General features: G+C 70.1%; 14 protein-coding genes. 10 read left to right on the forward strand and 4 right to left on the reverse strand.

All coding sequences use genetic code 11. The annotated features are described in order from the left end of the window. The first annotated feature begins 15 nt into the window (after nucleotides 1-15). The 7 genes from ACODT5_RS43550 (at nucleotide 16) to ACODT5_RS43580 (ending at nucleotide 5,015) form a co-directional block, all read left to right on the forward strand. Entirely contained in the window at nucleotides 16-906 is an 891-nt protein-coding gene (locus ACODT5_RS43550) for a DUF5936 domain-containing protein (RefSeq protein WP_422525220.1), read from the forward strand. A gap of 3 nt (nucleotides 907-909) precedes the next feature. Next, a complete protein-coding gene (locus tag ACODT5_RS43555) occupies nucleotides 910-2,148 on the forward strand; it encodes a sensor histidine kinase (protein WP_422524437.1) in 1,239 nt (412 codons plus the stop codon). Next, nucleotides 2,148-2,834 carry a response regulator gene (locus tag ACODT5_RS43560; RefSeq protein WP_422525221.1) on the forward strand — a complete coding sequence of 229 codons (687 nt, stop codon included), beginning with the start codon at nucleotides 2,148-2,150 and terminating at the stop codon, nucleotides 2,832-2,834. Before ACODT5_RS43555 ends, ACODT5_RS43560 begins: the two co-directional genes overlap by 1 nt. A 110-nt stretch (nucleotides 2,835-2,944) precedes the next feature. Beyond that, nucleotides 2,945-3,145, forward strand: a complete 201-nt coding sequence (locus tag ACODT5_RS43565) for a Flp family type IVb pilin (RefSeq protein ID WP_422524438.1) — start codon at nucleotides 2,945-2,947, stop codon at nucleotides 3,143-3,145. A gap of 5 nt (nucleotides 3,146-3,150) precedes the next feature. Beyond that, the gene (locus ACODT5_RS43570; protein WP_422524439.1) at nucleotides 3,151-3,759 is read left to right on the forward strand and encodes a pilus assembly protein TadG-related protein; all 609 of its coding nucleotides are present in this window, start codon (nucleotides 3,151-3,153) and stop codon (nucleotides 3,757-3,759) included. 31 nt (nucleotides 3,760-3,790) lie between these two features. Further along, complete coding sequence (locus tag ACODT5_RS43575) at nucleotides 3,791-4,375, forward strand: hypothetical protein (protein WP_422524440.1); 585 nt, start codon at nucleotides 3,791-3,793, stop codon at nucleotides 4,373-4,375. Between the two features lie 4 nt (nucleotides 4,376-4,379). After that, a complete protein-coding gene (locus ACODT5_RS43580; RefSeq protein ID WP_422524441.1) occupies nucleotides 4,380-5,015 on the forward strand; it encodes an OmpA family protein in 636 nt (211 codons plus the stop codon). Between the two features lie 40 nt (nucleotides 5,016-5,055). Here ACODT5_RS43580 and ACODT5_RS43585 read toward each other — a convergent pair whose 3' ends face one another. Together ACODT5_RS43585 and ACODT5_RS43590 are read right to left on the reverse strand one after the other, a co-directional pair. Continuing rightward, a complete protein-coding gene (locus ACODT5_RS43585) occupies nucleotides 5,056-5,253 on the reverse strand; it encodes a hypothetical protein (protein ID WP_422524442.1) in 198 nt (65 codons plus the stop codon). Between the two features lie 11 nt (nucleotides 5,254-5,264). After that, complete coding sequence (locus ACODT5_RS43590; RefSeq protein ID WP_422524443.1) at nucleotides 5,265-6,116, reverse strand: helix-turn-helix domain-containing protein; 852 nt, start codon at nucleotides 6,114-6,116, stop codon at nucleotides 5,265-5,267. A 242-nt stretch (nucleotides 6,117-6,358) separates the two neighbouring features. Here ACODT5_RS43590 and ACODT5_RS43595 point away from each other — a divergent pair, with 242 nt between their 5' ends. The 3 genes from ACODT5_RS43595 (at nucleotide 6,359) to ACODT5_RS43605 (ending at nucleotide 8,111) form a co-directional block, all read left to right on the forward strand. Beyond that, a complete protein-coding gene (locus ACODT5_RS43595; protein ID WP_422524444.1) occupies nucleotides 6,359-6,877 on the forward strand; it encodes an ATP-binding protein in 519 nt (172 codons plus the stop codon). Between the two features lie 165 nt (nucleotides 6,878-7,042). Then, nucleotides 7,043-7,270, forward strand: a complete 228-nt coding sequence (locus tag ACODT5_RS43600; protein ID WP_422524445.1) for a hypothetical protein — start codon at nucleotides 7,043-7,045, stop codon at nucleotides 7,268-7,270. A 217-nt stretch (nucleotides 7,271-7,487) separates the two neighbouring features. After that, nucleotides 7,488-8,111: a peptidase inhibitor family I36 protein gene (locus tag ACODT5_RS43605; RefSeq protein ID WP_422524446.1), complete on the forward strand. Its 624-nt coding sequence runs from the start codon at nucleotides 7,488-7,490 to the stop codon at nucleotides 8,109-8,111. Nucleotides 8,112-8,194: 83 nt separating this feature from the next. On the opposite strand, the gene ACODT5_RS43610 is transcribed toward ACODT5_RS43605, so the two are convergent. Beyond that, complete coding sequence (locus tag ACODT5_RS43610; protein WP_422524447.1) at nucleotides 8,195-10,501, reverse strand: protein kinase domain-containing protein; 2,307 nt, start codon at nucleotides 10,499-10,501, stop codon at nucleotides 8,195-8,197. 900 nt (nucleotides 10,502-11,401) lie between these two features. Then, on the reverse strand, nucleotides 11,402-12,289 hold the full coding sequence (locus tag ACODT5_RS43615; RefSeq protein WP_422524448.1) for a hypothetical protein: 888 nt from the start codon (nucleotides 12,287-12,289) through the stop codon (nucleotides 11,402-11,404). Between the last annotated feature and the right edge of the window lie 83 nt (nucleotides 12,290-12,372).

The following is a 12,372-nucleotide window of genomic DNA, read 5'->3' on the forward strand; positions in this document are numbered from 1 at the left end:
GAGGAGGTCCGCATGATCGCGCTGCTCCTGGCCCTGGCCGTGGGCCTGTCGGTCTTCGGCGTGTTCCACGGCGTCCGGCTCTACCGCGCCGACACCAAGCTCCCGTCCGACCTGATGCTGGCCCTGGAGGTCGGCGCCACCCGCACGACGGCCGTCGGCTCCCTCATCGACCGCATCGGCATCCGCTACGCGCCGCTGATACTGCGCCTGATGGGCCCCGACCGAGTGGCGCGCAAACGCCGCCAGATCGACACGGCGGGCAACCCGTCCGGCCTGACCATCGACCGCTACGCCGCCCGCCGCGCGGTCTACGCCTTCCTCGGCGGCGTCGGGGCCTTCGCCATGCTGATCAACGGCCAACTGATCCTGGCCCTGCTGATGGTGGCTTTCGGCCTGTTCTGGATCGAGGCCGGCCTCTGGTCGGCGATCCGGATCCGCCGCGACCACATCGACCGGACCCTGCCGGACTTCCTCGACGTCCTCGCCGTGGTCGTCAGCGCCGGGCTCGGCTTCCGGCCCGCGCTGGAGCGGGTCGCGGACAAGTACGAGGGCCCGTGGTCCGACGAGATCCGGATCACGCTGCAACAGATGACCATGGGCGTCAGCCGCCGCCAGGCCTTCGACGAGCTGCGCCGGCGCAACGACTCCGAGCAGGTGGCGCAGTTCGTCACCGCCCTCCAGCAGGGCGAGGAACTGGGTTCCCCGATCGTGGACACCCTCATCGCCATTGCCGAGGACATGCGGCGCACGGACGCGCAGAACGCCCGCCGCCGGGCCGCCAAGGCCGTCCCGAAGGCCACCTTCGTCGTCACGATGTTCATGCTCCCCGGCACCATGATCCTCCTCATCGGCGGGTTCGTGTACGGAGCCGACGTCGACTTCGGCGCCATGTTCGGGGGCGGCTGAGCCATGACCGCCTCGCTGGACGCCACGGCGTACGCCGCCGCCGCACGCGATCGTCCCTCCGCCCGCCCCGCGGTGAAGCTGCCGATCGCCCTCCAGGCCAACGCCTTGCAGGCGCTGTGCCGCCAGGTCTTCGCCTTCCGCCTCGTGATGATCGCCCTCGGGACGCCGGTGGTACTGAGCCGCACAGCGCCCGGAACGCCGACGCACCTGGCCGGCGGCGCGGTCCTGCTCACCTTCCTCCTCTCCTACGTCCTGCTCCGCGACTGGGAGCGCTTCGGACCGCTGCTCCTGCGCCACCGCTGGCCCCTGGCGGTCGACTGGGCCTTCTTCGGCGGACTCCTGTTCCTGACGGCCACCCCCGGCTCCCCGCTCCTCCTCGCCTCGGTGTGCACTCCACTGCTCGCCGGGATCGTCTACGGTCGCCCCGGCGCGGCGGTCTACGCGCTGGTCCAGGCGGCCGTGGTGGCGGTGGTCGCGGAGGCCCTGACGCTGGCGGTGCTCTGCGTCCTGGCGGGCGCGGCCGGGGCCTCCCTGCGCAGCCTGCTCCTCCGCTTCGGGACGGCCGGCCAGGCCCTGCTGGAAACCCGCGCCCGCCAGGCGGTGGCGGAGGCGGTACAGGCCGAACGGGACCACTTGTCCCGCGAGTTGCACGACTCCGTCGCGAAGACCCTGCACGGCCTCGCCCTGGCCGCCGACTCCCTGACCCGTACGAATGACCCGGCGACCCTCCGCCGCCAGGCCGCCCTGGTGTCGGGCGCGGCCCGCCGCGCGGTGGCGGAGTCCCGGGACGTACTGGCCGACCTGCGGCGGGACCTGGACGAGCCGGGGGTCTCCCTGGCCTCGGAACTCCAGGCCCGGATGGACGCCGGAGCGGCCGAGCTGCGCGTGACCGGAACTCTCCCGGTCGTGCCCGCCCCGGTGGCCCGGCACCTGCTGGCGGTGGCGGGGGAGGCCCTGGAGAACGCCCGGCGGCACTCGGGAGCCGCGCGGATCACGGTCGAGGCGGCCGTCGCCGCGTCTGAGCTGGTGCTGGTGATCGAGGACGACGGCTGCGGCCTCCCGAGCGCTGTGGACCTCTCGACGCTGCACGGTACGGGCCGCTTCGGCCTGCTGGGCATGGCGGAACGCGCGGCCGCGATCGGCGCCCGCCTCCACGTAGGAGCCCGCCCGGGCGGGCAGCCGGGGACACAGGTCCGCCTGGCCCTTCCGCTGTCGGCTCTCGCTGCGGGGAGGGGTGCGTGATGGCGCCGCTGCGGGTGCTCATCGCCGACGACAACCCGGTCGTACGGGCTGGCCTGGCGGCCCTCTTGGGCACCACGGAGGACATCCAGGTGGCGGCGGAGGCGGCGGACGGGCGGGAAGCCCTCCACCTGACACGCCTCCACACCCCGGATGTCATCCTGCTGGACGTCCGGATGCCCGGTGTGGACGGCATCTCGGCTCTGCCCCACCTCGTGCAGCTCGCACCAGTGCTGATGCTGACGTACAGCCAGGAGTCGGAGATCGTCCGGGAGACGCTGTTGCTGGGTGCGGGCGGCTACTTGGTGCACGGCGAATTCACGCCGGATCACCTCGTCGCAGCCGTCCGAGACGTCCGCGCGGGGCGGGCGCACTTCAGCCCGACGGCAGCGAGCGCGGTGCTCGCGGAACTCCGGACCTCTTCGCATCCGCAACGAACTGTGGGACAGTCTTCGGAGCGTCTTCCCAACCATGCTGTGTTCGGGCTTAGTTCACGTGAGGAGGAGGTCATGGGGCTCATCGCTTCCGGCATGAGTAATCAGCAGATCGCAGCCAGTTGCTTTATCAGCGAGAAGACGGTCAAGAACCACATCAACCGGATCTTCGCGAAGCTCCAGACCGCCACGCGCAGCGAGGCGATAGCCCGTTGGCTGGGAACCGCCCGTCCGGGGGTGGCTGGCCATGGGTAGACGGAGTGCGCAGTGGGTCCGTAATTGGGTCCCGGGACCCTTTGCAACTGCTGGTGCGTCGACGTACCGTCCGCGAACCGATATCGGCGCCGGCTCTGGAGAGGACTCCCATGCAGAACCTCAAGCTGCTCAAGGCGATCGTCGAGCGGAAGAACCGCGTACGGCAGAGTGGGGACGAGGGGCAGACGGCCTTCGAGTACCTCGGGATCATCGTGATCATCGCGGCGATCATCGCGGCGATCGTCGGGAGCGGCCTCGCAGCCAACATCGCGAACGCCATCTCAAAGGTCTTGACCGACATCACCAGCTGATAGCCGTGGCGGGTTCGCGTGATCGGGGGCAGGTTCTGCCCTTCTACGCCGCGATGATGTTCTGCCTGCTCTTCGCCGCGTTGGCCTTTGTCGTCGTCGGGATGGCGGGGGCCACGCGCAGCGATGCGCAGGGCGCCGCCGACGCGGCGGCGCTCGCGGCTGCCCAGGAGACCAGGGACAACCTGCTCGTGGGCACGAATCTCGTCACCCTCACACCCGCCGACTGGCGGGACATCCTTGACGGCGATCGGCTTGACCCGGATGGGGCTTGTGCGAAGGCGCTGCAGTTCGCCGACTTGAACGGTGCTAGTGCGGAATGCAGCCCTGGAATCCTGAGGTTCACCGTCACCACAGAGACCGATGCCGCGATCGGGAACACGGTCATCGATGGAACGGAGAACAAGAGGGGACAAGCCGCAGCGACTGCTGTGATCGAGCCTCGGTGCGCCCTGAAGTCCGGGCCCAGCCCCGTTCCGACGCCGTCGCCCAGTGCGTCACCTGATCCGGTCATCATCGATTGCAAGGGTCGTGGCGTGATCAAGGTGAACCCTTCAACGCCAGGGTCATTGACCAAGCTGGCGAGGCAGCTCTTCAATGTGCGACTGATCGACTGACAGCGAATCGAAGGACAAGGAAGCGGAGTACATGAGCATTCGGCAGAAGGTGAAGGTCCGCGGGGGAGCGGCCGTTGCGGTTGCGGCGGTCTTGGCCCTTGCGTTGGCCGGGTGCGGCGGAGGGGATGAGGCAAATGAACCACAGAAGTCCTCCACTCCTCAGAGCCAGGAGAGCGCCGCTTCGCAGCCCGCGCCCACTGAGGCGAAGAGTTCGGCTCCTCTTGAGGTCATAGCAACATCACAAGGGCCGGCGGGTGTCATCTTGGAGATCAATTCCGCTGTGCGTAACCAAGACGGTTACCTAACTGTCAGTGGCCTGATCAAGAACACGGGATCCTCAACGTTCTCGCAGATGGCTACTTGGCGCGGCGACGAGAAGACCGCCAGCCCAGCGTCGATCGCTGGGGCCACGGTGGTCGACACGGCAGGCAAGAAGCGGTACTACGTGCTGCGTGACACTGAGGGAAGGTGTGCGTGCACCACCGGCCTCACCCCTATCAGGGCCGGGGAAAGCGTCCCCTTCTTCGCCCAGTACCCCGCGCCGCCGACAAGTACGACCGAGGTCGCGTTCGCCTTGCCGAGCTTCGCCGCGGCCACCGTCAAACTCTCCGGGTGACTCCATGACTAAACGCCACCGCACCACTGCTGCAATCGCCGTCGCCGGTCTCGTCATCGCCGGTGCCCACTTCATTGGCGCGACCAGCGCGTATGCCGACGACGTCACGCCGTCCGTTCCCCCGGGGACAGAGCCTTCGGCCTCGGCTCCGGTGCCCGTCAAGGCAGACTCCCCAGGGCTGAAACTCCCGCAAGGAGGTGTCCTCGCAGCGCCCAAGGTGCTGGACATGGTGGAGGTCGTCGAAGACCTCGGGGGCGAGGAACGGCGCCAGGAGACGAACCAGACCGTCATGATGGCGCTCCAGTCCGAGGTGATGTTCCCCGAGGACAGTGCCGTCTTCAACGCTCAGGCAGCCGCCCGTATTCAGGCCATCGCCCAGGAGATCAACTCCCAGAAGGCCACCACCGTCCGGGTCTTCGGCTTCACCGACGACCAGGGCAGCTACGAGCACGGCAAGGAACTCTCCAAGAAGCGTGCCGACGCGGTCCAGGCCGAGTTGGCGAAGACCGTGACGAATCCCAGCGTCACCTTCGACGTGCGCGGTTACAGCGAGGACTACCCGATCGCTGACAACGGCACCGAGGAAGGCCGCAAGAAGAATCGCCGCGTGGAGATCACCTTCCCGCGCAGCGTCAAGTAGAGCCGAACCGTTCCGCCCCCGCGGCTTCGCGGGGGCGGAGTCAGTTCGTCAGCAGGTGGTCGGCCTTGCCGGCCTTGATGTCCCGGATCAGCTGTTGCAGTGCCTCGCGGGTGTCCGTGAGGTACGTGTCCTCCTGGCCGGAGAGGGCTATGTAGCTGTTGCCGCCCCCGTCCACCCCGATCCGGTAGCAACTCGCTGCCTCGCCGCAGAAGGCGTCTTCCCATTCGATGTCGGCCATGGCCGTCTCCCTTAGAGTTCGCGTGCCAGATTGTGGATGAAGCTCCGCGACTCGTCGGGTGCCAGGCTGAGTTGTTCCATCCAGTCCAACTGGGCGCGGTATTTGGATAGTTGCGGCTCGGCATGCAGGAAGCCAGCGCCATGCGTGCTGTCGACCTGCACCGTGTCGAGCTGTGGGACTGGACCCTCCAGGTAGTTGACGGTTTGCCCGGAGCCGGGGAACCCGCCCGCCTTGAACGGCAGGACGCGGAGGATGATGTTGCCCTGCTCGGAACGCTGGACGAGGTGCTCCAGCTGGGCCCTCGCCACGTGGAGGCCGCCGAACTGCATCCGTAGCGCGGCCTCGTGTACGACCGCGACGTACTCGGGGGCCGACTCGCCCTCCAGCACCTGTTGACGCTCCAGCCGGTACGCCAGACGGAGGGCGACCTCGTGCTCTGGGAGTGTGGGCACCACGAATCGGAAGAGGGCGAGCGCGTGATCGCTGGTCTGTAGCAAGCCTGGAATGTGCACCGAGTGGCTGCAGCGCATGCGAGTCGCGTGAGCCTCCAGCTCGGCGATGTCGAGCGTCGCGGGCGAGAGCGAGCCCCGGTAGCGATCCCACCAGCCCCGCGGGTTCGGCTGGCCCATCGCCACGAGCGCGTCGATGTAGGCCTCGTCTGTGCAGCCGGCGTTAAGGGCCAGGCTGTGCAATCGCTCCTCGTTGACGCTGCGGAAGCCTGATTCGAACTGTGAGATGCGGGATCGATCGCAGTCGAGGAGCGCGGCAGCCCGCTCGGCGGAAATCCCGGCCGACATGCGCATCCGGCGAACTTCCACCCCGAGTCGGCGCTGGCGCTCCGTCGGGCTTGGCCTGGCCCCCATGCACGATCCCTCCTTCGCGTGTGTCCGAAGTCTGCCTCGGACGGCAGGCAAAAGCCCAGCGAGCCCATCTTTCCCTAGTCGGGTGCAAAATTGTGCACCGCTGCGCTACGTTAGGTAATGCACCGCTCACGCAAGGGAGTTGGAAGTGCATCGCCGCAGCATGCCTAGGCCTCGGCTTCGGCGACGAGCCACTGCCCCCACCAAACGCGAGAGCAACCACCGCTCACGACAGGGAGTCCGTCATGCTCAGCCCCTTCATGTCCGCTGGTCCCGGCTGCTTCGACGCTTGCCCGCCAAGTGATGAGCCGCCGTCTCCCGACGGGCTGTCGTGCAGCCTGACCGTGCCCGGGGCGCCGTACAGCGCCCAGATCGCGCGCAGCACCGTACGGTCCGTCCTCCACGCCCACCACCTCGACCGGGTCGTGCCCGCCGCCGTGCAGGTGGTCGGCGAACTCGTCGCCGCAGCCTGGTACTTGGATCCGGGCCGGAGCCTGTACCTCGCCCTCCGCCACCGCGAGGGAGCATTGCGGCTCACCGTCTACGACGGGCACGCGGCCCATTCCCACCCCCGCCTCGCCGCCCACTGCGAGGCCCGGCGGCGGGCCGCCCTGCGGGTGATGGCCGCCGTCGTGCGGGACTGCGGCGGGGCGTGGGGCTTCGGGGAGTCCAGGGAGCCCGGCGGTGGGACGCGGACCTGGGCGAGCCTCCCGGTCGCGGGGGCCGCCGGGTACCTGGCCGGGGCAGTGGCCTCGCGGGAGTGAGATGCCACCCGCGTTGGTGATCAACGGGATGCCCACGACCATGCCCAGTACCTGGGCGCACCGCCGCACCCCCGCCCCCGAGCATCTTGGGGGCGGGCGTCGATCCCTTCTGCACTGCGTCTACCGTGAGGCGGCACGGCACCCACCACACGGACTGGACCCCCCATGCACATGCTCAAACTCCTGCCCCTGCTGCTGGTGGTGATAGCCGCCCTGTTCCTCATCAAGAGGCTCCCCGACATCGCCCGCAGACGGCAGCGGAACGTCAGCCGACAAACGGCGGCCCCAAGCCGACGCGAGGTGGCCCACAGCCGCCACGCGGCGATCACCGCCGTGGCCCTGGCCGTCACCGCACTGACTGTCCTGGGCATCGTCGCCCTCCTCGTCGTCTGACCGGACGAGCCCAGAAGGTGTCGTAGCACCTTGGCTGCCTGGCCCCCAGGCGCCACGAAGTCCAGGAGTGCCGTTCGGGGCTTGGCCTGCACGGTGTCCCCGTACATCAGGTGCCCGCGGCGTTGGCGGAACGGTCGTCTGCTGATCTGTCCGAGTCCGAGTCCGAGTCCGTGTTCGAGTCCGTGTCCGTGATCGGCCCGGTCCGGTTAGGACTGGCATGAAGATCCGTACCGTACTGACCGGCGTCCTCGCAGCGGCCGCGCTGCCCTTGGTTCTCCCGGGGAGCAGCGCTGCCGCTCCTGCCCCCACCCCCGAGATTCGGGTGAAGACCGGCCAGGGCCTGGCCGCCTGCCCCACCGCCCACCTGTGCCTCTACGAAAACGACCAGTACAACGCCTCCGGCCCCGCCCGCGTCTGGCTTTTCGGCAACAACGGGGCCGCCGAGAAAGTCGAGTACAACCTGAAGGGCAGGCAGCCCGCCCACAAGGGCCGCTCCGCTTACAACAACACCAAGCTGTACACCGCCAGCCTGCGCGACCAGTGGACCGTCGAGGAGTCCACCGACATCATCGCCTTGGACCCCGGGGAGAGGCTCCCCAGCCTCGACGTGACCGACGCCAACGGCGGCCGCCTGGCCTCCTACGACCGCACCGACCAGGGCACGTACCTCTACAACTACAAGCCCCAGGCCGTCAATCTGAACGACCACGTCGGCTCGCTCAACCTGGACAAGACACCGCGCCCGCAGGCCCGGGGCGAAAACCATGCGCGCGGACACTTCCTGCCCGCCGGGATGTCGGCGGTCGTGCCGGCCGCCGTCCCCGTTCCCGTGGTGCTTTAGCGGCAAGCGGTCCACACGGACAGGGGTCGTCCCTCTCGCAGCCGCACGGAAGCGCGGCCAGAACCTCGGAGGGCGGTCCGGGGTCAGGCGGGGAGGGTTCCGGAGGTGGCGTTGATGGCCAGGACGCCGCTCTCGTTGGTGACGTAGACCAGGCCGCCCGCGACGAGCGGGGCGTACTCGGGGGCGTCGCCCACCTTGGCGCCGGTCCGGGCGGTCCACTTCTGCCAGCCGGATTCCGCGTCGATGGCGTAGACGTCTCCGAACCGTTCGTACAGGTCGGTGACGTAGACCCTGCCGTCCACCACGGTCGGTTTCGAGGGGGTGAAGGGGCCGTTGATGTCGAAGGTCCACTTCTCGGTGCCCGTCTTCGGGTCCAGCGCGTGGAGGGCGTTGTCGCCGCCGCCCACGTAGAGCGTGTCCGAGGCGACGACCGGGGGTGAAGGCCGGCACCGGGAGTCGGCGCCCGCTTCACGCTTGAGGGACACGGACCACTTCTTGGTGCCGGTGGCGGTGTCCACGGCGTAGAGGCTGTCGTCGCCGCCGGTGGCGAAGACGAGGCCGTCGGCCACCGCGGGGGTCAGGTGGAACCTGGCTCCCCCGCGGAACGCCCACATCCTGCGGCCGGACACCGCGTCCAGGGCGTACAGCGCCGACTCCGAGCCGCCGACGCCGATGTAGACCATCCCGTCGACCACGGTCGGAGGGCAGAAGACCTCTTCTCCCGCGTCGAAGCTCCAGACCTTGAGGCCGCTGTTCGTGTCGACGCAGTAGACGTTCTTGTCCCTGCTGCCGAAGTAGACCCTGCTGTTGGCGACGGCCGGCCTGCCGGGGATGACGTCCCCGGCGGCGAACACCCACCTCTCGCTGCCGCTCCGCGCGTGCAGCTTTCCTTTGGAGTCGGCGAAGAACAGCATGCCGTCGGCCGCCGTGAGCTCGCCCACGTAGTCCGTGAGGGCGACCTGTGCCAGTTCCGCCCCGGTGAGCGCGTCCAGACCGTAGATCGTGTGGCCGTCGGTGAAGCGGAGCGTGCCGGCCGACAGGACGGGGGACGAGGGGATGACGGTGTGCGCCTCGAAGCGCCAGCCGCGCGGCCCGGGATCCGGCCGGCCGGGGGAGGGGGCGGCGGCGTCGGAGGCGGTGTTGTTTCCGTCGGAGGGTGTCTTGGGGGTGTCGTCCCCGTCGAGGAGCGCGGCCGTCGTGGCCGTCGCGGCCACCACGGCCGCGCCGAGGCCCAGCCACACCATGCGTCGGCGGGAGAGGGGTTGGGGCTTCCTGCCCTCGCCGGCCGTCGCGGCCCCTTCGGGCCTCTCTGCCTCGTCGGCCTTCTCCGCGTCGGAGACGGTCGGATGCGGGGGCCTGGGCGGGGTCGCCGCCGTCTGGGTCGCCAGGCTGTGGAGGGGGTCGGGTGCGGGTCCGAACCCGGCGGGGGGCTTCGCGGGCAGGTCGGGCAGGGCCGGCAGGTCGGGGGCGGCCTGGGTGGCCGGGGCGATCGGGGAGTCGACCGGGGCGACCGGGCCCAGGGATGCCGGGGCGAGGGAGGTCGGCGTCTGGGGCGCCGGGGCGTGGGAGGGCGGTGTCTGGGGAGCCGCGGCCAGGGCGCGTAGGGCGTCGTGGACCTCGGTGGCGGAGGCCGGGCGGTCCTCGGGGGCCTTCGCCAGGAGGCGTAGCACCAGGGCGTCGAGGGCGGCCGGGACGTCCGGGCGGAGGGTGCCGGGCGGGACGGGCGTCCTGTTGAGGTGCGCGGTCATCATCGCGACCGGGCCGGTGGCCGCGAACGGCGTGCTGCCGGTGAGGAGTTCGTGCAGCACGCAGCCGAAGGCGTACAGGTCGGAGCGGGCGTCCCCGCTCTGCTCGTCGAAGCGTTCGGGGGCCATGTAGGCGAGGGTGCCCATGACCTTGCTGGACTTGTCGCTGGCCGCCATGTAGCGGGCGATCCCGAAGTCCAAGATCTTGATCTCGCCGCCGGTGGTGAGCATCAGGTTGGCGGGCTTGAGGTCCCGGTGCACGATGCCCGCGGTGTGCGCGGCGGCCAGTGCGGCCGCGCCCTGGGCGGCCCACCCGAGCGCGACCGGCACCGGCGGCGGACCGTCCTGGCGCAGCACGGCCGCCAGGTCCCGGCCCTCGATGTACTCCATGACGAGGAACAGCGTCCCGTCGGCCGGGTCCTGGCCCATGTCGTGGACGGTGACGACGCCGCGGTGGTTGAGGCCGCCCGCGGTGCGCGCCTCCCGGAAGAACAACTCCGCGCCGCCGGGGTCGCCTTGGTTGTGCGGAAGCAGCTTGACCGCGACGTGTCGGCCGATCACCCGGTCCCGGCCGGCCCAGACCTCGCCCATGCCGCCCCGGCCCACGAACGCCGCCAGCTCGTACCGGCCCGCAAGAACGCGCACAGCCACTCTCCCCCGTCCCCTTGGGGCACACCGCCCCACCCGGCGAACGTGCCCCATTGAACCCCAGAACCCCAGAGGGGACCGTCCGCAGGGCCCCAGCAGGCCTGATGCGTGGTCGTGTTGACGGGATCCAGCTCAGGGCGAGGTGAGTAGGAGTACTCATGTGGCCGGTGCGGCGGTGTCCGCATGATGCGGGCATGAGATCAAACTCCCTCCCGAAGTCCGTACTGCTGGCCGTACTCGGCTGCGTCGTTCTCTCCGGCTGCGGTACCCGGAACGCCACCACCGATCAGGCCCTCGCGGGCAGCGCGGTCTCGGCGGTATCCGCGCAGGAGGATCCGTCGGGCGAGGGCGAAGCCTTGAGCGAGGACGAGATGCTGCGGTTCATGCAGATGATGACCGACATGCCGTCGAGCTGCGATCAGGCGATCGCGGACCACAAGGGCGTATCCCTCGAAGACTTGCGGGACGCGAAAGTCGCGCCCGGGGGAGTCCCGCCCGAGCCCGAGGACCTGCCGGGTTGGGAGGCGGGTCCCGGGCCGGAGTACGTGCCGGGCGGGACGCCGTCGGAGCCTCCGAGCGCCGCCGACGGCGTACCGGTCCCCCTGCCCGATGCGCCCGCGCCGCCGGAGCCGGACCCCGACTTCACTGCGCCCGACCCGAAGGAGGAGATGACTCTGAACCCCGCGGAGGAGTGCATCGGCGGCGAGTACGCACAGCGCATCACCGAGGCGTTCAAGAACACGCAGAACACGAAGCCGGCCGACTACCAGGCGATGCGGAAGAAGCTGACGGACCTCGGCTACCCGGCGGCGCTCATCCACCGGATGCCGGATCACGCCGGCGCGCCCCGGGTCAGGGTCGACCTGCGCATGTGGGGAAGCCAGTTGGCCCTGGAGGTTACGGGCACCGGCGACGGCGTGCACGTCGAAGCGTTCGGGGCCTCCGGTGAGGAAGGCGTGAACCTGGCCGAGGTGAAGCGGAAGCCGAAGCCGAGTTCGAAGCCGAAGCAGGGCACGCCCGCGTCCTGACCGGACCGGACGGGACGCGCGGGCCGCCCTCCCGGCCGAGCCGGACCAGGAGGGCCGTTCCGGCGGCTGCGATGCCGAGGGTCCAGGCCAGGCCGGTGAGCGTGGACGCGGTACCGAGGGTGAAGGCGACGACCAGCGGCACGGCGAGGAACGTGACGGCGGCGCCGAGGAGGATCCGGGCGAACCTTCCGAACCCCGGCCCCACCAGCAAGCCCAGGCGCCAGGACCGTACGGCCGTGCTCGCGGTCGCGGAGACGAAGAGCAGCAGCATCACGGTGTAGCCCACCCGTTCGCGTCCTACGTCCAGGGGGCCGCCCACGACGGCCTCGGAGGATCCGTCGGCGGTGGTGAGGAGGGCCGCGCGGTTGTCGAAGACCTCGACCCTGACCCGCGGATCGGCGCGCAGACGCTCGGCCGTTCCCGCTCCGGCCGTCACGAACCACGGCCGACCTCCGTCGTCCGGGGTGAAGACGAGCGAGCGGCCCTTGCCCGGCGTCGGCGACGTCCCCTGGTGCGGGAGCTGCGAGGCGCTGCCGGCCACCGTCGTCCGGCAGTGCCGTGTGGCTCCCGGCGTGCAGGCCGGGGCCGTGTCGTAGGCGTCGAGCTGCCGGACGTCCCGCCATGCGACGGCCCCCACGAGCACCGACGCGGCCAGACCCAGAACCGCGAGGAGGCCCAGGACGGCGGCCCACGCCGTGCGGCGCGGGCGGGGGGAGAGGCCGCCGGGCGGAGCGGGCGCGTGCTCTCGTGGGGTCAAGGGAGCACGGGGTGCACGGGGGGCATCGGGGGACATCGGGGTCATGTGGATCGAGTTGATCACGGGGGAATCCCCGCGGCCAG

It is taken from the genome of Streptomyces tatrensis, from assembly GCF_049310065.1.
Lineage (GTDB): Bacteria > Actinomycetota > Actinomycetes > Streptomycetales > Streptomycetaceae > Streptomyces.

Bases quoted from the DNA above. Each gene is read 5' to 3' on its own strand.
- ACODT5_RS43555 (WP_422524437.1), top strand. From the start codon at position 910: ATGACCGCCTCGCTGGACGCCACGGCGTACGCCGCCGCCGCACGCGAT.
- ACODT5_RS43560 (WP_422525221.1), top strand. From the start codon at position 2,148: ATGGCGCCGCTGCGGGTGCTCATCGCCGACGACAACCCGGTCGTACGG.
- ACODT5_RS43565 (WP_422524438.1), top strand. From the start codon at position 2,945: ATGCAGAACCTCAAGCTGCTCAAGGCGATCGTCGAGCGGAAGAACCGC.
- ACODT5_RS43575 (WP_422524440.1), top strand. From the start codon at position 3,791: ATGAGCATTCGGCAGAAGGTGAAGGTCCGCGGGGGAGCGGCCGTTGCG.
- ACODT5_RS43580 (WP_422524441.1), top strand. From the start codon at position 4,380: ATGACTAAACGCCACCGCACCACTGCTGCAATCGCCGTCGCCGGTCTC.
- ACODT5_RS43585 (WP_422524442.1), bottom strand. From the start codon at position 5,253: ATGGCCGACATCGAATGGGAAGACGCCTTCTGCGGCGAGGCAGCGAGT.
- ACODT5_RS43590 (WP_422524443.1), bottom strand. From the start codon at position 6,116: ATGGGGGCCAGGCCAAGCCCGACGGAGCGCCAGCGCCGACTCGGGGTG.
- ACODT5_RS43595 (WP_422524444.1), top strand. From the start codon at position 6,359: ATGCTCAGCCCCTTCATGTCCGCTGGTCCCGGCTGCTTCGACGCTTGC.
- ACODT5_RS43600 (WP_422524445.1), top strand. From the start codon at position 7,043: ATGCACATGCTCAAACTCCTGCCCCTGCTGCTGGTGGTGATAGCCGCC.
- ACODT5_RS43605 (WP_422524446.1), top strand. From the start codon at position 7,488: ATGAAGATCCGTACCGTACTGACCGGCGTCCTCGCAGCGGCCGCGCTG.